The following is a 19649-nucleotide window of genomic DNA, read 5'->3' on the forward strand; positions in this document are numbered from 1 at the left end:
ATCGGATGGGCCGGTGTTCATTCAATATGAAGGAGAAAAAATGAGTCAGGAATTAATTGCGATATTAGAGCAAATGGGCAGGGAAAAAGGGATCAAAAAAGAGATACTCGTTGAGGCGGTGGAAAGCGCTCTTTTAAGCGCGGCGCGCAAAGTCATAGATGTGGCGCAGGAAGACCAGCTTCAAGTGCAGCTTGACGGGGTAACCGGCAAAGTCAAAGTCTTTAAAAACGGCAAAGAAGTGGATTCCGTGGATTTTGGCCGTATTGCCGCTTCTACCGCGCGTCAGGTGATCATTCAAAAGATCCGCGAGGCAGAGAAGGAAATAGTTTTTACTGAATTTAACGCTAAGATCGGAGAGATAGTTTCCGGGACAGTCTATCGCTTTGACAAGGGCAATATTATCGTTGATCTTTTGGGCAAGGCAGAGGGCATACTTCTTAAAAGGGAGCAGTCTGGTAAGGAAGAATTCCGCCAGGGCCAGCGTATCCGGGCGTATATCTTAGAGGTAAGAAAAGAGCCTAAAGGCGCGCAGATATTTCTCTCAAGAGCGCATCCTAATTTCGTGAAAAAACTTTTTGAGCTTGAGGTCCCGGAGATATATGAAGGGATAGTCGAGATAAAGGCAGTTGCCCGTCAGGCAGGAGAGCGCACTAAGATCGCAGTTTGCTCTAAGAATGAGAAAGTTGATTCTGTGGGGGCATGCGTGGGCATGCGCGGCAACAGGGTAAAGAATATTATCAATGAAGTGCAGGGCGAAAGAGTGGAGATCGTTCCTTTTAATGAGGATATTAAGGAATATATCCGCGCTGCTCTTTCTCCGGCGCAGGTTTCCGAGATTAAGCTGGACAAACAACAGCAGAGGGCGCAGGTTATTGTGGATGACGACCAGCTTTCTCTTTGCATCGGAAAACACGGGCAGAATGTGCGTCTTGCATCGCGTTTGGTGGGATGGGAATTTGACGTGCGCAGTAAAACCCAGATAGCGGAAAGCCTATTTACTAAACCAAAAGTTGAGCCTGTTCAGCAACAGCCTGCGGCTGTAAGCGAAGAGAAGAGTCCTTTAGGGCAATTAGAAGGCGTGGGGGACAAAACATTGGCTATTTTAGCCGAGAATGGTTTTAAAACTATTTTAGATTTAGCCAAAGCTAAAGCAGAAGATTTGACAAAGTTAAAAGGCATTGGAGAAAAGAAGGCGGAAAAACTAATTGAACAGGCTAAAAAACTATCCAAGAAATAGAGGTATAGACTATGACTATTGCTAAGAAACTCAAAACCCCTGTCAAGGCTGTTGTTAAGGAAAAGAAAAAGAAGCCGCCGATTATTAAGGTAGCTAAGCCCAAGGCGGTTAAGCCAAAGCAAGAAAAGCCGGCGGTTAAGAAAATAGTAAAAAAGAAATCTAAGATAGAAACTATTAATCCTGTTGTAGCCTCTGTCGCTGAAGTCAAACCTGTTACAGTTGTTCAGGCCCATCCTAAGGCTGAAGTTAAGCCCTCCGCGCATAAAACTATAAGCGCTCCTAAGCCCGAGATAGCCCCTAAACCGGTGCCGGTGCCAGCGCTTAAAACACAAGTTCCGGTTCCTAAGGTTGAACCCGTTGAACAAAAGCCAGTTGTCTCTGAAGCGGTGGTGCCAGAGCTTAAAGAAATTGAAATAGATCTGCCGGTTAATGTCAAAGACCTATCTGTGAGGCTTCAGATAAAGCCTTCAGTATTGATCAAGATGTTAATGGATATGCGTATTATGGCAGGGATAAATCAGAACCTGCCTGATAATGTAGTCAGCCAAATTTGTCAGAAGTTAGGATTTGTGGTCAAAGCGGGTTTAGCCAAAGAAGAAAAGGCGTTATTCTTTCAGCAGAAAGAGGATGCTGCGGGAGACCTTCTCCCCAGGGCCCCCATTGTTACTATGATGGGCCATGTAGATCATGGTAAAACTTCCTTGCTGGATGCGATTAGAAAAACCAGGGTTGTGGAATCCGAGCATGGAGGCATTACACAGCATATAGGAGCTTACTTGGTTAAAACCGGCAAAGGAGAGGTCACATTTTTAGATACTCCGGGGCATGAAGCTTTTACCGCGATGCGCGCCAGAGGCGCCGGCTTGACTGATATTGTTATTTTGGTTGTGGCCGCGGATGACGGGATCATGCCGCAGACAAAAGAAGCCATTGATCATGCTAAAGCAGCCGGAGTTTGCATAGTAGTTGCGCTTAATAAGATTGATAAAGCTCAAGCTGAGCCTGAGAGAGTAAAGAAACAGCTTGCGGAATTAGGGCTTATGTCTGAAGACTGGGGCGGAAAAACCATTGTTGTGCCTGTATCCGCCAAGACCGGTCAGGGCATAGACCAGTTATTGGAAATGGTTCTTTTGGAAGCGGAATTATTGCAGTTAAAAGCTAATCCTAACCGGCTTGCCAAGGGCGCTGTGGTTGAAGCTAAAATGTCCAAAGGAAGAGGCCCCGTTGCTACCTTGCTTGTGCAGAATGGGACTTTACGCCTGAATGATAACATAGTAGTGGGTAATTCTTACGGCAAGATAAGGGCAATGTCTGATCATTTGGGCCGTCCGATTCAAGAGGCAAGCCCGGCGCACCCAGTTGAGGTTTTGGGCCTTGATTCAGTTCCCGAGGCCGGAGAGATATTTTATGTTATGCCTGATGAGCGTCAGGCCAAGGAATTAGTGGGCAATCGCAATGAAGAAAGAAAGCAATCGCAGGTTAAGCAGATAAGAAGAATAAGTCTTGAAGATTTACACACCCAAATAAAAGAAGGCAAGATAAAAGAGTTAAAGGTCGTACTCAAGGCTGATATGCAAGGCTCTTTGGAAGCGATAAAAGATCTTGTTGCAAAGATAGATACCGCGGAAATAAAACTTGAAGTAATCCATGCCGATGTAGGCAATATTAATTATTCAGATATAATTCTGGCAGTAGCCTCTAATGCCTTAGTTTTAGGCTTTAACGTGGTGCAGGATGACCGGGCCAAAGAATTATCTTCACACGAAGAAATTGATGTGAGGATCTACAACATTATTTATGAATTAGCCAATGATATAAAGCTTGCCATTGAAGGGATGCTGGAGCCAAAATTAAAGAAGGTGTTCATGGGAAAAGCGCAAGTTAAGAAGATGTTTAAGCTTTCCCGCTCTGGTAATGTCGCAGGATGCGTGGTCTCTAAAGGCAAGATCTCCCGCTCCAGCTCCATTACGGTTATGCGTAATGGTGAACAGCTTTTTGACGGCACAATTTCGGCTTTAAAACGTTTTAAGGATGATGTGCGTGAAGTTGCCGAAGGTTTTGAATGCGGGATCACGCTTAATGGATTTGATAAGCTTCAGGAAGGCGATGTTTTAGAATCCTATATTACTGAAAAGATAGCGCGCAAACTTTGAAAAGCGTAAAGTGTAAAGCGCAAAGCTCCTGCCTGCGGGCAGGCAGGAAAAACCATAATTCAAAATTAAAAATTTTTAATTTTACGTTATAGTTTTTCGCTTTCAGTTTTGCGTTTTAAGATAACCAATTACGATTATGAAGAAACGTATTTTAAGCGGCATGCGCCCCACGGGTAAGCTGCACCTTGGGCATTTGGTGGGCGCGCTTGATAATTGGGTGAAGCTGCAGGAAGAGTATGAATGTTTTTTTATGGTCGCGGATTGGCATGCTTTAATGGGTGAATACGCCAGCCCTAAGACCATTATTGAATGCGGATATGACAATGTTTTGGATTGGTTGTGCGCAGGCATTGACCCGAAGAAATCAACGGTCTTTGTCCAATCACAGGTTCCTGCGCATTTAGAATTGTTTATGATCTTTTCTTGTATTACGCCTTTGGGATTATTGGAGCGCTGCCCAACGTATAAAGAGCAGTTAAGAGAAGTTACTACCCGCGATTTAAATACCTATGGTTTCCTGGGCTATCCGGTATTGCAGGCGGCGGATATCCTTATTTACAAAGCCAATAAAGTCCCTGTTGGCGAGGACCAGCTTGCGCATCTTGAGCTTACCCGTGAAATAGCGCGCAAATTCAATAACCTCTACAAAAAAGAAATCTTTCCCCAGCCGGACGCGATATTAACCCCTGTGCCAAGGCTTTTAGGCTTGGATAAAAGAAAAATGAGCAAAAGTTACAATAATACTATTAATCTTTCGGATTCTGTTGATGAAATCGCCAAAAAAGTAACCTCCATGGTTACTGATCCAGGCCGGATCAAGATGTCTGATCCGGGGCATCCTAAGGTTTGTAATGTTTATGATTATTATTGCGTGTTTGCCCCTGATAAGAAAGAAGAAGCCTATAATTGGTGCACGGGCGCACAAAAGGGCTGCGTGCAATGCAAAAAAGAATTTGCCTGCGCTCTTATTGAGAAGCTTGGGGCCTTGCAGAAAAAAAGAAGAAAGCTTGAAGAGGATAAATCTTACGTGGCGGACATCTTAAAAGAGGGCACAGATAAGGCGCGCGAAATTACTTCAGAGGTTCTTAAAGAAGCGAAAAAAGCCATGGGGCTTGAATAGTATGTCTTATAAAATAAAATTAGAGGTTTTTGAGGGGCCGCTTGACCTTCTTTTATATTTAGTAAAGAAGGATCACTTAAATATTTATGATATTCCCATTACTACTATTACCGAACAGTACATAAAATACATTGAATTGATGCAGTTGTTGGATTTGAATATCGCCGGAGAATTCCTGGTCATGGCAGCAACGTTAATGCAGATAAAATCCAAGATGCTTCTTCCTGCTGCGGAGCAGCCGCAGGAAGAAATTGAAGAAGACCCAAGAGCGGAATTAGTCAGAAGGCTTCTTGAGTATGAGAAATTCAAGCAGGTTGCCGAGGACCTAAAGAAAAAAGAGCTTGCCCAGCAGGAGATCTTTAAAAGAGAAAAGCCGGTTGTTATTGACAGCCTTGTCCCGGGAGTCCCGGAAGAGGCTTATTTTGAGGCAAGTATATTTGACCTAATTAACGCCTTTTCTAAGGCCTTGTCCGAGATACCTAAGGATGTGTTCTATGAAGTCATAAAAGATGAATTTACTATTGAGAATAAAGTGCATAATTTAATGCATCTGTTGTTAGTCAAAGATCAGGTATCCGCGTCAGATCTTTTTCGGGAATCCAAAAATAAATTTGAAGTCATTGTCACATTCTTGGCAATTCTGGAATTGATCCGCATGAAAGAAATTATCGCGCAACAGACCCAAGCCTTTGATGAAATAATGATCTGCCGCAATAAAAATAACATTACTCCTTGTCCAAGAGGAATTGATGCTGAAGAATCTGAACAACCTGAACAGCCAAAAACAGAATGAAACAGGAAACTAGAAAAAAGCTTATCAAGGCAGGCGTTGATTTTCCCGTTCCGGAACTTTTAAGCCCTGCTCATGACACTGAAGAAGATATAGTATTAAATATTTCTTTGCGGCCAAGTAAGCTTTCTGAATTTATCGGGCAAAAACAGATTGTAGATAATATAAAGATCTGTTTGACTGCCGCCAAGCAAAGAAAAGAGCCCTTAGAGCATGTTCTTTTATCCGGGCCTCCGGGTTTAGGCAAGACTTCCCTGGCGCATATTATCGCCCATGAAATGGGCACTAAGATTACTGCTACTTCCGGCCCGGCCATTGAGCGCGCCGGAGACTTAATCGGGATTCTTACTAACCTTGAAAAGGGTGATATCCTTTTTATAGACGAGATACACCGTCTTTCCAAGGTAGTTGAAGAATTCTTGTATCCGGCAATGGAGAATTTCCAGATAGATTTTGTGGTGGATAAGGGGCAGTTTGCCCGCACTATTAAATTCAACTTGAAGCCTTTTACCTTAATTGGCGCCACCACAAGAAGCGGGCTTTTGGCGGCGCCTTTGCGCGGCAGGTTCGGGATCTTTCATCACCTGGATTTCTATAAGGATGAGGACCTTTCAAAGATCATCACGCATTCGGCAAAGCTTCTTAATATCGAAATAGCCTCTGACGCGGCATTAGATATTGCGCGGCGTGCCCGCGGCACCCCGCGTATCGCTAATAGGTTATTGCGCAGGGTCAGGGATTACGCGCAGGTACGTCAGGTCAAAGTTATAGATTCTCAAACCGCAAATTCCGTCTTAGATGAATTAAGGGTGGATAAAGCCGGGCTTGACGAGATTGACCGCAAGGTCTTGAAGATTATTATTGATGTGTACAATGGCGGGCCAGTGGGGGTAGATTCACTGGCAGCGACGATGAATGAAGAAACCGATACCATCGTTGATACTATTGAGCCGTTTCTTTTAAAAGCAGGTTACCTTAAGCGCACTTCCCGCGGCAGAATCGCCACAAAGCTTGCCTTTGAACATTTCGGGTTAAAATATAACAAAGAACAGCAGGAAGAGTTGTTTGAAAAGTAGTTTTATTAATTTGTCGTATTTTTTCGCTCAGGTCGATTTTGCCCGCCGCAAGGAACTTCGGCGTGCCGTCAATGGTCTTTCGCATTTTAGGCGCCTGCGGAACTCGCCCGTCGGCGCTACCGCGCCAGGACGGGCTCGGACATCCTCGGCGTCCGAATGCTTTCGCGTTCGGATTCCCTAAAATGCTCAAGCTGCATTGACTAAAATCGACATTCGCTCAAAAACACGACAAATTTATTTTTTGTCACTGATTTTCATAGTTTTTTGCTTATGCCGAAAGGAAAAACGCAAGAAATGATTCCTAAAAAAAAGGAGTAATAATGGATAATAAAAGCCCTAAATTTCTGTTTCAATTGATTAGGTGTCCAAATGAAGCGCTAAGTTATATAATAGAACAAAAGCCAATAAGTTTAGCAGTTTTATTTCTTATTCTTTTTAGTATTTTAGCTTTACTCTTGCCGTTCGCAATATTATTTGCAACCTCGATAGTCAAGGGTATTAATACCTTTGATTATAATGATTTTCTTAAGGTTGGCTATAAAGCGGATATTATTGCTTTAGCGAGTGTATTACTATTTATTATTCTTATTAATTCCATTAGCAAATTGATGTTTAATACTAAGAATAAGGCCAAGGAAATCTTTATTTGCGTGATTTCTATTTACTTCATTATGTATATAGCCATGTTTTTAGGGATAGTTATATCTGGTTTGATAAGTTTACTGTTTACTAATTTAGCTAGTTTTCTTATTTTTTATTATTTATTTTACTTTAGCTTGATCATCTGGAGATCGGGATTAACTATCTTGGCTATTACAAGGGTCTATGATTTAAAATTAAAGAATGCCTTATTTGTTTTCTTAGGTTCGGGCATTATAATGCAAGTGGCAGTATATTTTATTAGAAGATTACAACATTGAAAATGAAATTATTATTACACTCTTGTTGCGCGCCGTGTTCGATCTATCCTTTGGAGCAAATTAAGGCTGAAGGCTTGGAGGTGGAGGGGATTTTTTATAATCCCAATATCCACCCCCTTGATGAATACAATAAGAGGCGAAACGCCATGGTGGATTTTAGCGCTATAAAGAATCTGGTTGTTTCTTATCCGGAGTATCTTATTTCTGAATTCATGGCTCTTATCCAAGGCAAAGATAAGAAGCCAGAGAGGTGTTTTTTGTGCTGGAAGAAGCGCATGGAAAAGACCGCTAAAGAGGCCAAGGCCAAAGGGTTTGATTTTTTTACTACCACACTTCTTGTCAGCCCCTATCAGGACCATGACGCGCTTAGGCAAATCGGCAACGATGTTGCAAAACAGGAAAATGTAAATTTTTATTATCAGGATTTCCGAAAAGGTTTTAGGCTCGCGCAAAACCAGGCCCGGGCAAGCGGTTTGTATCGGCAGAAATACTGCGGATGCCTTTATTCGCTGGAGGAAAGATGTTCAGAAGTTTAGCCATATTTATATCCATATTTATTTGTGCCGGGAATTTATTCGCGGCTACGAATCCTTATGTGCGGGTTCTTATTTTAAAAGACGCTCAATCCGTTCCTATTAAGATCAACGGGCACTATGAAGTTGTGGATAAAAAAACCGGCAGCATCCTTTCTCAAGGCGCATCCTTGAGCGGCCGGGCAGAATTATCCGGTGGCAATATCTTTATTGGCGAAATAAAGACGGATAGCAGGGCTTTGCTGATTAGGCCTGATCAGGAAGCTGTAGTTAAGGTGGGGCCTAAATCTTTCCGTGGAGAGATAGAGATAATAAGAAACAACAGCGGCGGCCTGTTAGTAGTTAATCACTTGAACCTTGAGGATTATGTCAAGGGTATTTTATACCACGAGGTATCACATTACTGGCCGCAAGAGGCCTTAAAGGCGCAAGCTGTTGTCTGTAGAAGTTACGCCCTTTATCAGATATCCCAAAACACGCTGAAGGATTTTGATCTTACTTCTGATATCTACTCGCAAGTTTACGGAGGTAAGGGTTCTGAACGTTATCGCACTAATCAGGCAGTTGACCAGACCAAAGGGGAAATTATCTTATCCGCGGGGAAAATCTTCCCGGCTTATTTTCACGCTGTCTGCGCCGGGCACACCGAGGATGCTTCTGTGCTCTGGAATACTAATGACCCGGCCTTAAGGGGGCGCGTTTGTTCTTTTTGTAAAGGTTCTCCGCATTTTTATTGGGATGCCTTAGTTTCAAAAGAAGAGCTTGTCAGTAAATTCCCAAGTTTAGGCGCAGTAAAAGATATTCAAGGGGTTGTTATCGCAAGCCGCACTAAATCCGGAAGAGTAAAAACCCTTAAATTTATAATTTCTCCCAAAGATGTAATTGTACCGGCAAAAGATCTCCGTCAGGCGTTGGGCCCAAATCTTATCAGAAGCACTGATTTTAAGCTTAAGTTATCTGATAAAGGTATTTTATTTCAAGGTTCTGGTTGGGGCCATGGAGTAGGGATGTGTCAGTGGGGCGCGTATTTTATGGCTAAACAGGGTTATAAGTATAATGAGATCTTAAGATATTATTATCCGGGCGTAGAAATTAGTAACGCGGGTAAGTTATAATTAGAGTGAGATGTGGGATGTGAGTTATTCTTATGTATTTAGCTGAAAGCTGATAGCTGACAGCTGAAAGCTGACTTATGCATCTAAAAGATTTTGATTATTATTTGCCAAAGGAACTTATCGCGCAATTCCCGCTTAAACAGCGTGACAGGGCGCGCCTTATTGTTGTGGATAGGGCTGATGGAACTATCCAGCATCGTATTTTCTCTGATATTGTTGAATATATCAATAAAGATGACTTATTGGTTTTAAACGACACCAAGGTTGTTTCCTGCCGCTTAATGGGTACAAGAATTACTGGTGGCAAGGTAGAGGTATTTCTTTTAGAGCATTTAGGCGCTGGCGAATTTAAGGCGATGATAAGTCCCGCAAGAGGAAAAGACGGGGATGTGATTTCTTTTCATAACGGTGCGTTGACTGCGAGAATTACTGGCCACGGAAGGTTAAGTTTCTCTTTAGCTAATCCCAGTGAAATCTATCGTTTTGGCCTTATTCCATTACCTCCTTATATTAAACGCGAACCGGAGAAATTTGACTGGGATTATTATCAGACTATTTACGCCAAAGAAGAAGGGGCAATTGCTTCTCCCACCGCAGGGTTACATTTTACAAAACAGCTTATTCATGCCCTTGAATTAAAAGGGGCCCAGATAGGTTATCTAACCTTGCACGTGGGCCAGGCGACTTTCAAATCTGTAACAGTTGATAATATAACCGAGCACAAGATGGATTATGAATCTTTTAATATAAGCGATAACACTGTTAAACTTATACAGGAAACCCGTTCGCAAGGTAAAAAGATTTTTGCTGTGGGCACAACTTCTCTGCGCACCTTAGAGACCTTTGCTAAAACTAAATCCCAAGAAGGCAAAACTAATCTTTTTATCTATCCCGGGTATAAATTTAAATTAACCGATTGTCTTTTGACTAATTTTCACCTGCCGCGCACTACGCTTTTTATGCTGGTTTGCGCGTTTGCCGGAACAGAATTAGCCAAAAAAGCCTATAAAGAGGCAATTGAGCAAAAATACCGTTTCTACAGTTACGGCGACGCGATGTTGATAATATAAAGTCAAAAGTTAAAAGTAAAAAGTCAAAAGTAAGGAATAAGAGCGTTATGTTTGATCTCTTGCACCAAGACAAAAATACTAAAGCGCGGTTGGGAAAGTTGGTTACTTCTCACGGAGAAATCCAAACCCCCTGTTTTATGCCTGTGGGCACGCACGCCACAGTTAAAGGCGTATTCCCTTCGCATCTTAAAGAATCAGGGGCAAAGATCATTCTTTCTAATGCTTATCACGTATTTTTACGCCCCGGCCTAGAGGTAATTAAAAAAGCTGGAGGCTTACATAAATTTATGTCTTGGGAGCTTCCGATATTAACTGATAGCGGTGGGTATCAGGTGTTTAGCCTTCCTTTATTAAGAAAAGTTACTGATGAGGGAGTAGAATTTCAGTCGCATATTGACGGGACAAAGTATTTTTTTACTCCTGAAAAGGTAATGGAAATCCAGCAGGTTTTAGGCTCGGACATTATGATGCCGCTTGATGAATGTGCGCATTATCCTTGCACTAAGGACCACGCTCAAGCGGCGATGGACCGCACAATTGTTTGGGAGAAACGCGCCAAGGAATTTAAAGATAAAAATGGCCAAGCCAATCAGGCATTATTCGGGATTATCCAAGGGGCAACTTATATGGATTTGCGTCGGGATTGCGCCAAGGCAATTTTGGATATTGGCTTTGACGGGTTTGCTATTGGAGGAGTTTCCGTGGGTGAGCCAAGTAATTTAATCTATGAAACTATAGAAGTGGTAGAAGAGCTTTTACCCAAAGATAAACCTCGCTATACTATGGGCATAGGCTATCCCCAAGATCTTCTGGAGGCGGTGGAAAGAGGGGTAGATATGTTTGATTGCGTTATCCCTACGCGTTATGGTAGAAATGGCACAGCTTTTACTTCGCAGGGGAAAATTGTTGCGCGTAATTCACCGTACATTCAGGATTTTGGCCCGCTTGACCCGGAATGCGGTTGTTATACTTGCAAGAATTTTAGCCGTTCTTATATTCGGCATCTTTTTAATGCCGAAGAGACGCTGGGGTTAATGCTTTTATCCGCGCATAATATCTATTTCTTTTTGGATTTGATGCAAAAGGCGCGTCAGGCAATTTCCGAAGACAGGTTTGCGCAATTTAAGAAGAATTTTCTGGAGAAATATAAGGTATGAGAATTGATATTTTAACTATTTTTCCCAAGATGTTTGACGCAGTTTTGGGTGAATCTATGGTCAAGCGCGCACAGGAAAAAGGAAAAGTAGAAATCAATGTGCATGATCTGCGCGATTACACTTTGGATAAGCATCACAAAGTTGATGACCGCCCTTTTGGCGGCGGTAGCGGTATGGTGATGTGTGCGCAGCCGATATTTGACGCGGTAGAGGGAATAATTAAAAATTCAAAATGCAAAATTAAAAATCATAATTCAAAATGCAAAAATAAAAGGCCTAAAACTATATTGCTCTGTCCTCAAGGAAAGACCTTAAATCAGGAAAATGCCAAAAGATTAGCCAAAGAAGAGCATCTTATCCTGATCTGCGGGCATTATGAGGGGGTTGATGAGAGAGTAAGGCAAAATCTGGTAGATGAAGAGATTTCCATAGGTGATTATGTTTTAACCGGTGGGGAGCTTCCGGCTATGGTCTTAATTGATGCCTTGGTCAGGCTTGTTCCCGGGGTTTTGGGGGATAAAAATTCCTTGAATTTTGAGTCATTTGAGGGTAATCTATTAGAATATCCGCACTACACCAGGCCCGCAGATTTCCGGGGCTTAAAAACTCCGCCAGTTCTTCTTTGCGGGGATCACCAGAAAATAGAAGAGTGGAGAAAACAAGAAGCAATAAAAAGGACCAAGCTTAAGCGTCCAGATTTGTTAAGTAAGAAAGAAAGGAAGAAAAGAAAAAATGGATAAGATCAAACTTATTGAGCAAGAATATCTTAAGAAAGATATCCCGGATTTCAAGGTTGGCGATACAATTAAAGTCTTAACTAAGATCCCGGAAGGCCCGGATAAGGTGCGTTTGCATCCTTTTGAGGGCGTAGTTATCGCCCGTCAGGGGACTGGTCTTAAGACTAGTTTCACCGTGCGTAAGGTTTCTTTTGGTGAAGGCATTGAACGCGCCTTTAATTTGCATTCTCCCAATATTGAGCGCATTGAGATGGTGCGTGGGGGAAAAGTTAAAAGGGCGAAATTATATTACTTGCGGGATAAAGTCGGTAAACGCGCTACAAAAATCGACGAAGCCTAATAATTAGGTGTTTGATTACGAGAACCACTTTAAGATTAAAGGTTTTGATTTTGTCATCGGCGTGGATGAAGCCGGCCGCGGGCCATTAGCCGGGCCGGTAGTTGCCGCAGCAGTTCTTCTTAAAAACCACCAATTTAAGAACCGGATAGATGATTCTAAAAAACTTACCCCCCAACAACGTGAAAATGCTTATCAAGAGATTGTCCAAAACTCTTTTTTTTCTCTTGGTTTGGTTGACCACCATGCAATTGACAGGATAAATATCCTTCAGGCAGCAAAGCTTGCCATGGAGCAGGCGGTTATTGGGGTACTTGATAAAGTAGGCGTTCTAGATAAAAAGAAAGTGCATGTTATTGTAGATGGTAACATGCCTTTATCTTTACCGGTTTCTACAAGCACTCTTGTTAAAGGCGACAGTCTCTGTAAAAGTATTGCCTGCGGCTCAATTTTAGCAAAAGTGGTGCGGGATAAGATAATGCATGCTTATGAAGATTCTTATCCGGGTTATGGTTTTGCCAAGCACAAGGGATATGGCACGCTCTCACACAGAAACGCTTTGAAGAAACTAGGAGTTTGCTTGATCCATAGGAAGAGTTTCTTAAAAGGTGTAAATTTTAAAGATGTCAGGCCATAATGTCAAGCTTGGCAAAGAATCCGAGCAGGAGGCGGTAAAGTACCTTAAGAAACACGGATATAAGATTATTCAGGAAAATTACCGTTGTAGTTTTGGCCAAATAGATATTATCGCGCAATGCAAAGGGACAATTTGCTTTGTGGAAGTAAAGTCCCGCACCAGTACTGATTTTGGGACAGCAAGCGAGGCTGTAACCCAAGATAAACAGCGCAGGCTTACCAAGACCGCAGTTTATTTCTTAAAAGAGAAAGATTTATTGGATAAGAGTGCCCGTTTTGATGTAGTGTGCATAGATAAAGAAGGCGGCAAAAACGTGATAGATGTAATTACGGATGCCTTTGAAATGGACGGCAGATTTTCTTACTAGAAGGAAAAGAATATGTATAAAGACGCTTCGCTTGTGAAATATCTTGATGATTTATCAGCCAAGCTTCCTGCTCCGGGGGGCGGTTCTGCGGCAGCCATGAACGCAGCACTGGGCGCAAGCCTAATTAGTATGGTAATTAATTTTACCTTAGGCAAGCCAAAATACGCTAAATACGAATCTGAATTAAAGAAAATATTTGCGCATTCGGAGAAGGCAAGGCAAGAATTTCTGCGCTTGGTGGATCTGGATGTAATTGCCTATAGCAGTAAGAATCTGCGCGACTCGCTTAATGTGCCGTTTATGTTGTCGCGTCTTTGTTGCGAGTTGATCAAAGTCTGCCCCGTGCTTGTTAAGAAATCAAATCAGAATTTAATAAGTGACGTGGCAGTTGCCGCAATTATGCTTGAGTCAGGTTTTATGTCAGCTTGTTTTAATGTAGAAATAAATTTGAGGTTCTTAAGTGATAAGAAATTAGTAAACTCTATCAGGAAGGAACTTGCGCGCAATAAGAAAATCGTCCAGAAAATAAGGCTTAAGACGGAGGAGCAAATTGGCAAAATTATTAGAGGGTAAGCCACTAGCGGAGAAGATCAAAGAAGAAATTAAGCTTCAGGTTGGATCAATGAGTGTCAAGCCGGTGTTGGCTAGCGTCTTAGTGGGCGAGAATCCCGGGGCAGAGGCTTATGTTAAGTCACAGGAAAAGGCGGCACAGAATTTGGGCATTGTTTATCAGTTCCAGAAATTGCCTGCGGATACACAAGAAGCCGCTTTAATCGAATTTATCCAAAAATTAAATAGCGATAAAAAGGTAAATGGCATTATTATTCAGATGCCGCTACCCGCGCATATAGATTACAAGAAAATATCTGGTTTTATTGATCCCTCTAAAGATGTTGAGGGTATGCACCCGGCAAATATCGGAAAGATTTTGTTTGGCAAAGCAAAGATTGTCCCTTGTACTGCGGCAAGCTGTATGGAATTATTAAATTCTACTGGTGTGGACTTATACGGCAAGGAAGTTGTGATTGTAGGGCATAGTGAGATTGTAGGGAAGCCATTAACGCTATTGTTACTTGAGAAGTTTGCTACGGTTACAGTATGTCATATCGGAACAAGTAAGGCGGGAAAGTTAGAAGAGCATGTGAAAAAAGCGGAAATCCTGATTGTGGCAGTGGGCAAAGCAGGATTGATCAAGGGTGAGTGGGTTAAAGATGGCGCAATTGTAATTGATGTGGGGATAAATAGAATTGAAGGTAAGATTGTGGGCGATGTGGAGTTTGAGGCAGCTGAAAAGAAAGCCTCTTGGATTACTCCGGTCCCCGGTGGAGTTGGGCCATTGACAGTAACCATGCTCATGCGCAACCTCGTCAATACATCGTAGACGCTTTAGCTAAGCGTATGCTGCACAGTAGTTTATGAAACAAATCCGGGTAAGACTTCTACAGCAAGAGTGATATTATAGATGAAGACAATAGTTCTTTTGACAATTTCTAATATTTTTATGACTTTTGCCTGGTATGGGCATTTGAAATATAAGCAATCGCCACTTTGGATTGTGATTTTGGTTAGTTGGGGCATTGCATTTGTGGAGTATTGCTTTCAGGTGCCGGCAAACCGGATTGGTTCGTATCAATTCTCGACCGCCCAGCTAAAGACGATACAGGAAATTATTACTTTGGTAGTTTTTGCAGTCTTTTCAATTCTGTATCTTAAGGAAGATTTTAAATGGAACTACTTGGTAGGGTTTTTATTTATTATCTTGGCAGTAGTGTTCATATTTAAGAAATGGTAATGGCACCTTTGCCTATTTGAAGGCAAAGTGCGCCGCCTTCTGCGGCTAATTACGCGGTAGGGTTCTTTTTAATAATCTTAGCGGTGGTGGTGATATTTAAGAAGTGGTAGTAGTGTTCTTTGATTTTTTGCGTATGCCTTGTCTATAGTTTCTCGGGAGCGCTCGTTTTGACCCAGCGTGGCAAAACTTCGCTCGGGTCGGCTGCGTCGCTCTTGTGCATCCGAGCCCTAGATAAATCCGTTTTTATAATTTGGAGTCGGATGCACAAACCAAGCCCGCTCCTTGCCTCCACGTCCCTCGAAACCATAGCCAAGTCTTTTGCAAAAAATCAAAAGGGTTGAGGAGACGGATGGTTTTTGATGCGCGCTCCCAAACCCTGCGCAAAGGTGATAGATGTTTAATAGAGGGATAAAAAGAATTAGTGGTTTGCCTTTTGTGTTTTATCTTAAAGGGGAATCAATATGGCATTACGCTGTAGGGATTCTTTTTATTCTGTTGGCGCTATGGCATATATTTAAAAAGGAAAGATTAAAATGACCTTTAAAGAAAAATTGCAGGCAGGAAAGTTTTTGGTGACCTCGGAGATTGGGCCGCCAAAGGGGATTGAAACCGCGCAAATTTTAGAAGATGCTGAACTTATTCGTAACAGAGTTGATGCCTACAATGTTACGGATTTGCAGAGTTCAGTGATGCGCTTAAGTTCCTTTGGTATGTGTGTCGCCTTAAAGCAAAAAGGCTTTGAGCCGATCTTACAGGTAACTTGCCGTGATAAGAATCGTTTGGCGCTGCAATCAGAATTATTGTCTGCCGCAAGCTTAGGTATAGAAAATGTTTTAATCTTAACCGGTGATCATCCGTCGCTTGGGGATCATCCTGATGCCAAACCAGTGTTTGACCTTGATTCGGTGCAGTTGTTGCAGGCCGCCAAAAAGCTACAGCAGGGTGAGGATATGAAGGGAAATAAGCTTATTGGAAAACCCCCAAGCTTTTGTCTTGGCGCGGTAGTTAATCCCGGTGCTGACCCTCTGGAACCGCAGGTCATGAAGATGGAAAAGAAAATTGAAGCGGGAGCAGAATTTCTTCAGACCCAGGCAGTTTATGATGTTAAACTTTTTGAGAATTTCTTAAATAAAACCAAGCATTTGAAGACTCCAGTTATGGCCGGGATTGTTTTATTAAAGTCTGCTGGGATGGCGCGCTATATGAATAAAAATGTCCCTGGGGTCTTTGTGCCGGAGGATTTAATTAAGGAGATGGAAGCTACTAAAGATAAACAAGCTACTTGCGTGGAAATTGCCGCGCGCCTGATCAAAGAACTAAAACCCATGTGCCAAGGAATACATATTATGTCTATCGGATGGGATAAAGTCGTTCCGAGAGTTTTAGATGCAAGCGGCCTATAAAATAATAATTAATAACCAAACACCAAATAAGTTCCAATAATCAATACTCAATTTACCAAACAGGTTTGGTTATTGATAATTGGTGTTTGATTATTATTTGGTTATTGGGAAAATTGGTCATTGGTTATTAAAACGAATATATTATGAAGATAATTATCATTGGAGATACCTTGGCTGCTTTTTCTGCCTGCGAGTTTTTCTTAGGCAAGAAATGTGAAGTTACCATAGTTACGCAAAATGCTTTTCTTCCTTATAGCCGGGATAAGCTTCTTGAGTACACAACCGACAAAATAAAGGAGAAAGAGCTTTATTTTGCCAACGAGGATTTTTATAAAAGTAATCAGGTGCAGATTATCCGCGACAAGCAATTAAACCGCATTGATGAAAGAAAAAAGAAAGTCTTCCTGAAAGATGGCCCGGTATTGGATTATGATCAAGTGTTTAATTTTTCTCTTCCCAAAGTAAATTTACCAGAAATAGCCGGCAAGCATAAAAAAGGCGTGTTTCTTTTCTCTAATTTAGAGTCAGCCAAAGAAATCAAACAGCGTATGGCTATATCTGACGTTGCCTGCATTATCGGAACAAGCCAGAAAATAAAAACAATCGCCGCGCATCTATTGGAGAGAAAAAGGGAAGTCAAGATCATGACGCTTGAGGATCCCCAGATAGAGGCGCATGATAATTTGGAATGGATTCACGATGAAAATCCGCTTGAATTTATCGGCGACGGAGAGCTTCAGGCCATAAAACTTAACAGCAAAAAAGTCATAGCCGTAGATATTGCTATTTTCTTTCAAGATAATCTTAAAACTGACGAAGAATTAAAACAAGAAGGTCTAAATAAAATACAGGAGAATGTCCCGACGCCACAGACTGATGAGGCTAGCGCCGGAGGTCAAAAACAGGGGGTAACATGTCAGACGTCTTAATCCAGTTAGGTGAAAAAGGAAATCAAGCGGTGTTTGGTTTGACCAAAGATTCTCTTGAAAAGACAATCAAAGAAAAAGGCGAAACCACCGCTATTAGTTTTCCGGAAACCAATTATTTTTTCCCCCTTGCCAATGCATTACTTAAAATGGAAGTTAAGACTTTAGCGGATTGCCGCCTTGTTTTAAAACAGGTAGAGGCAATACATAAAAATTTACCTGCTTCTAACGGCATGAAATTAGAAGCCTTAGGAGGAGTTTTGCATAAAGGTTTAGGCACGCTTTTATGTGAAGAAGTTTTAGCTAGTTTAGAATATCTATACGGCAGGCACCCCAAGCAGGGAGCGGGATTCTTATCAGATACGCTTTTGCGCGCTTTAGGCATTCAGCTTGTAGACGGAAGAATTGCCGGCATCGCGGTTATTTTGGGCCCGGCGAAAGATGCTGAATCAGCGGTCAAGTTAGTGCGCGATTTTCAAAGTAGAAGCATCGTCAGCCTTTTGGTTGGAAATGTTAGCGGTAACACTTTTCAAAAGCAGCTTGAAAGCCAGAAAGTGGAAATCGGTTTAGACAATTATGTGGTTTCTTTAGGCGATGACTATCTCTCAGTAATTTACGCGGTGAACTGGGCGGTGCGCGCGGCCTTAATGTACGGCGGGCAAAAAAGCGGGCAGTGGAAGGAAATCCTTAATTACACCAAGGAAAAGGTCCCGGCTTTTGTAGTTTTGTTAAATCATGTGGATGAAGTAATTGTGGCTACCGGCCTTGGTGCTTTGGCCATGGGTTTTCCGATTATAAGCGACCTTGATGTGCCGCAGGTGGGCAAGATCGATACTACTCTTTATGAAGCGCTTGTGGTTGAAAAGGATTATAGCAAATTAGCCGCAAAATGCGTGGAGGCCAGGGGATTGAAAGTCAAAGTTACCAATATTCCCATTCCGGTTTCTTACGCGGCAGCCTTTGAGGGTGAGCGGGTGCGCAAAGAAAACCTGCATGCTGAATTTGGCGGCAAGGCAAGCACTGCCTTTGAATTCTTGTTTATGCGCAATTTAAATGAAGTGGAAGACGGGAAGATTGAACTTATTGGGCCGGATGTGGATAATCTGCCGGCAGGAAAGAAGTCTTTACCGCTTGCTATTATTGTAGAAGTTGCCGGAAGAAAGATGCAAAAAGATTTTGAGCCGATCTTAGAGCGGCAAATCCACCGTTTTGTGAATTACGCCATGGGCTTAATGCACGTGGGCCAGCGGGAAATGAACTGGATCCGTATTTCTAAGGATGCTTTTGTTAAAGGTTTTCGCCTGAAGCATATCGGGGTTATCCTGCATGCGATGTTGCATCAGGAATATAGCGCAATTGTAGATAAAGTGCAGGTCAAGCTATATACTAAAATAGAAGACGTAGGGCAGTTGTTGCCGGAAGCAAAAAAATCTTATGATGCCCGCGACGAACGTTTACGCGGCATGACTGATGAAAGCGTGGATACTTTTTATTCATGTTTATTGTGCCAGTCATTTGCTCCTAATCACTTATGCATTATTACCCCAGAGCGTTTGGGCCTATGCGGAGCTTATTCGTGGTTAGACGGCAAAGCATCCTATGAGATTACGCCTACCGGGCCCAATCAGCCGATTTTAAAAGGGCAATTGTTAGACGCGCGCCTTGGCCAATGGGAAAATACCAATAAGTTTATGTATAACAAATCTAACAAGACTATTGATAAGGTAAGTATGTATTCTTTGATGGATTCTCCGCAGTCTTCCTGCGGATGTTTTGAGTGTATTGTGGCTATCGTCCCGGAGGCAAACGGGGTAATGGTAGTGAATCGTGATTTCTCCGGGATGACCCCAAGCGGGATGACTTTTACCACCTTAGCCGGTTCGGTTGGAGGAGGGGTGCAGACTCCGGGATTCTTAGGCGTAGGCAAGCTTTATATCGCCAGCAAAAAATTTATTTCTGCTGAAGGCGGCTTGAAGCGTTTAGTCTGGATGCCCAAAGAGCTAAAGGAATTACTAGCGGATAAATTAAAAAAGAGAAGCGAAGAAATAGGCGAACCTGATTTTTTAGAGAAAATAGCCGATGAAACAGTCGCTGTTTCATCCGAAGAATTGCTTGTGTTTTTAGAAAAGGTAAAACACCCTGCTTTAAGCATGGATGCTTTGATATAATTTTGGCTTGACGCATGTAAGGTTAGGGCTTATAATAAGATATAGTAAAAGTATCTCACCTTAACCTTGCAGAGGTTTCCCCAAGATAAATAGCATAGTTAATGGCCCTGC

20 protein-coding genes are annotated in these 19649 nt (G+C 42.3%); all 20 read left to right on the plus strand.

The features are described 5' to 3' along the window. Positions 1 to 40: 40 nt before the first annotated feature. The 20 genes from nusA to acsB all read left to right on the plus strand — a co-directional run bounded on the left by nusA (position 41) and on the right by acsB (position 19538). The gene (gene nusA / locus MUF05_05915) at positions 41 to 1237 is read left to right on the plus strand and encodes a transcription termination factor NusA (GenBank protein MCU0666610.1); all 1197 of its coding nucleotides are present in this window, start codon (positions 41 to 43) and stop codon (positions 1235 to 1237) included. Positions 1238 to 1248: 11 nt separating this feature from the next. Further along, positions 1249 to 3390, plus strand: coding sequence for a translation initiation factor IF-2 (infB, locus tag MUF05_05920; protein ID MCU0666611.1), 2142 nt, complete (start codon positions 1249 to 1251; stop codon positions 3388 to 3390). A 136-nt stretch (positions 3391 to 3526) separates the two neighbouring features. Further along, positions 3527 to 4510, plus strand: coding sequence for a tryptophan--tRNA ligase (trpS, locus tag MUF05_05925; protein ID MCU0666612.1), 984 nt, complete (start codon positions 3527 to 3529; stop codon positions 4508 to 4510). 1 nt (position 4511) lies between these two features. After that, complete coding sequence (locus MUF05_05930; GenBank protein MCU0666613.1) at positions 4512 to 5303, plus strand: segregation/condensation protein A; 792 nt, start codon at positions 4512 to 4514, stop codon at positions 5301 to 5303. Then, positions 5300 to 6376, plus strand: coding sequence for a Holliday junction branch migration DNA helicase RuvB (ruvB, locus tag MUF05_05935; GenBank protein MCU0666614.1), 1077 nt, complete (start codon positions 5300 to 5302; stop codon positions 6374 to 6376). Before MUF05_05930 ends, ruvB begins: the two co-directional genes overlap by 4 nt. A 320-nt stretch (positions 6377 to 6696) precedes the next feature. Then, the gene (locus MUF05_05940) at positions 6697 to 7296 is read left to right on the plus strand and encodes a hypothetical protein (protein ID MCU0666615.1); all 600 of its coding nucleotides are present in this window, start codon (positions 6697 to 6699) and stop codon (positions 7294 to 7296) included. Positions 7297 to 7298: 2 nt separating this feature from the next. Beyond that, a complete protein-coding gene (locus tag MUF05_05945; protein MCU0666616.1) occupies positions 7299 to 7832 on the plus strand; it encodes an epoxyqueuosine reductase QueH in 534 nt (177 codons plus the stop codon). Then, positions 7817 to 8944, plus strand: a complete 1128-nt coding sequence (locus MUF05_05950) for a SpoIID/LytB domain-containing protein (protein MCU0666617.1) — start codon at positions 7817 to 7819, stop codon at positions 8942 to 8944. The genes MUF05_05945 and MUF05_05950 overlap by 16 nt, the downstream gene beginning before the upstream one ends. 77 nt (positions 8945 to 9021) lie before the next feature. After that, positions 9022 to 10014, plus strand: coding sequence for a tRNA preQ1(34) S-adenosylmethionine ribosyltransferase-isomerase QueA (queA, locus tag MUF05_05955; protein MCU0666618.1), 993 nt, complete (start codon positions 9022 to 9024; stop codon positions 10012 to 10014). A gap of 47 nt (positions 10015 to 10061) precedes the next feature. After that, the gene (gene tgt / locus MUF05_05960; protein MCU0666619.1) at positions 10062 to 11171 is read left to right on the plus strand and encodes a tRNA guanosine(34) transglycosylase Tgt; all 1110 of its coding nucleotides are present in this window, start codon (positions 10062 to 10064) and stop codon (positions 11169 to 11171) included. Continuing rightward, positions 11168 to 11911, plus strand: coding sequence for a tRNA (guanosine(37)-N1)-methyltransferase TrmD (gene trmD, locus MUF05_05965; GenBank protein ID MCU0666620.1), 744 nt, complete (start codon positions 11168 to 11170; stop codon positions 11909 to 11911). Before tgt ends, trmD begins: the two co-directional genes overlap by 4 nt. Continuing rightward, the gene (rplS, locus tag MUF05_05970; GenBank protein MCU0666621.1) at positions 11904 to 12248 is read left to right on the plus strand and encodes a 50S ribosomal protein L19; all 345 of its coding nucleotides are present in this window, start codon (positions 11904 to 11906) and stop codon (positions 12246 to 12248) included. Before trmD ends, rplS begins: the two co-directional genes overlap by 8 nt. Positions 12249 to 12255: 7 nt before the next feature. Continuing rightward, positions 12256 to 12882, plus strand: a complete 627-nt coding sequence (locus tag MUF05_05975; protein MCU0666622.1) for a ribonuclease HII — start codon at positions 12256 to 12258, stop codon at positions 12880 to 12882. Beyond that, a complete protein-coding gene (locus tag MUF05_05980; GenBank protein ID MCU0666623.1) occupies positions 12869 to 13249 on the plus strand; it encodes a YraN family protein in 381 nt (126 codons plus the stop codon). The genes MUF05_05975 and MUF05_05980 overlap by 14 nt, the downstream gene beginning before the upstream one ends. Positions 13250 to 13261: 12 nt before the next feature. Continuing rightward, positions 13262 to 13822: a cyclodeaminase/cyclohydrolase family protein gene (locus MUF05_05985; GenBank protein MCU0666624.1), complete on the plus strand. Its 561-nt coding sequence runs from the start codon at positions 13262 to 13264 to the stop codon at positions 13820 to 13822. Continuing rightward, entirely contained in the window at positions 13800 to 14630 is an 831-nt protein-coding gene (locus MUF05_05990; GenBank protein MCU0666625.1) for a bifunctional 5,10-methylenetetrahydrofolate dehydrogenase/5,10-methenyltetrahydrofolate cyclohydrolase, read from the plus strand. Before MUF05_05985 ends, MUF05_05990 begins: the two co-directional genes overlap by 23 nt. An 81-nt stretch (positions 14631 to 14711) precedes the next feature. Then, positions 14712 to 15041 (plus strand): DMT family protein, encoded by a 330-nt coding sequence (locus MUF05_05995; GenBank protein MCU0666626.1) that lies wholly within the window; start codon positions 14712 to 14714, stop codon positions 15039 to 15041. 533 nt (positions 15042 to 15574) lie between these two features. Then, on the plus strand, positions 15575 to 16444 hold the full coding sequence (locus MUF05_06000) for a methylenetetrahydrofolate reductase (GenBank protein MCU0666627.1): 870 nt from the start codon (positions 15575 to 15577) through the stop codon (positions 16442 to 16444). 143 nt (positions 16445 to 16587) lie between these two features. Further along, the gene (locus MUF05_06005; protein MCU0666628.1) at positions 16588 to 17373 is read left to right on the plus strand and encodes a hypothetical protein; all 786 of its coding nucleotides are present in this window, start codon (positions 16588 to 16590) and stop codon (positions 17371 to 17373) included. Beyond that, on the plus strand, positions 17358 to 19538 hold the full coding sequence (gene acsB / locus MUF05_06010; protein MCU0666629.1) for an acetyl-CoA decarbonylase/synthase complex subunit alpha/beta: 2181 nt from the start codon (positions 17358 to 17360) through the stop codon (positions 19536 to 19538). The genes MUF05_06005 and acsB overlap by 16 nt, the downstream gene beginning before the upstream one ends. Positions 19539 to 19649 lie beyond the last annotated feature (111 nt).

It is taken from the genome of Candidatus Omnitrophota bacterium (assembly GCA_025453395.1).
Classification (GTDB): domain Bacteria; phylum Omnitrophota; class Gorgyraeia; order Gygaellales; family Profunditerraquicolaceae; genus JAlOQK01.

Coding starts and splice junctions, on each gene's coding strand:
- MUF05_05945 (MCU0666616.1), top strand. CDS start 7,299: ATGAAATTATTATTACACTCTTGTTGCGCGCCGTGTTCGATCTATCCT.
- MUF05_05950 (MCU0666617.1), top strand. CDS start 7,817: ATGTTCAGAAGTTTAGCCATATTTATATCCATATTTATTTGTGCCGGG.
- infB (MCU0666611.1), top strand. CDS start 1,249: ATGACTATTGCTAAGAAACTCAAAACCCCTGTCAAGGCTGTTGTTAAG.
- MUF05_05940 (MCU0666615.1), top strand. CDS start 6,697: ATGGATAATAAAAGCCCTAAATTTCTGTTTCAATTGATTAGGTGTCCA.
- MUF05_05980 (MCU0666623.1), top strand. CDS start 12,869: ATGTCAGGCCATAATGTCAAGCTTGGCAAAGAATCCGAGCAGGAGGCG.
- ruvB (MCU0666614.1), top strand. CDS start 5,300: ATGAAACAGGAAACTAGAAAAAAGCTTATCAAGGCAGGCGTTGATTTT.
- MUF05_05985 (MCU0666624.1), top strand. CDS start 13,262: ATGTATAAAGACGCTTCGCTTGTGAAATATCTTGATGATTTATCAGCC.
- rplS (MCU0666621.1), top strand. CDS start 11,904: ATGGATAAGATCAAACTTATTGAGCAAGAATATCTTAAGAAAGATATC.
- nusA (MCU0666610.1), top strand. CDS start 41: ATGAGTCAGGAATTAATTGCGATATTAGAGCAAATGGGCAGGGAAAAA.
- MUF05_05995 (MCU0666626.1), top strand. CDS start 14,712: ATGAAGACAATAGTTCTTTTGACAATTTCTAATATTTTTATGACTTTT.
- MUF05_05930 (MCU0666613.1), top strand. CDS start 4,512: ATGTCTTATAAAATAAAATTAGAGGTTTTTGAGGGGCCGCTTGACCTT.
- tgt (MCU0666619.1), top strand. CDS start 10,062: ATGTTTGATCTCTTGCACCAAGACAAAAATACTAAAGCGCGGTTGGGA.
- MUF05_06005 (MCU0666628.1), top strand. CDS start 16,588: ATGAAGATAATTATCATTGGAGATACCTTGGCTGCTTTTTCTGCCTGC.
- trmD (MCU0666620.1), top strand. CDS start 11,168: ATGAGAATTGATATTTTAACTATTTTTCCCAAGATGTTTGACGCAGTT.
- queA (MCU0666618.1), top strand. CDS start 9,022: ATGCATCTAAAAGATTTTGATTATTATTTGCCAAAGGAACTTATCGCG.
- MUF05_06000 (MCU0666627.1), top strand. CDS start 15,575: ATGACCTTTAAAGAAAAATTGCAGGCAGGAAAGTTTTTGGTGACCTCG.
- acsB (MCU0666629.1), top strand. CDS start 17,358: ATGTCAGACGTCTTAATCCAGTTAGGTGAAAAAGGAAATCAAGCGGTG.
- trpS (MCU0666612.1), top strand. CDS start 3,527: ATGAAGAAACGTATTTTAAGCGGCATGCGCCCCACGGGTAAGCTGCAC.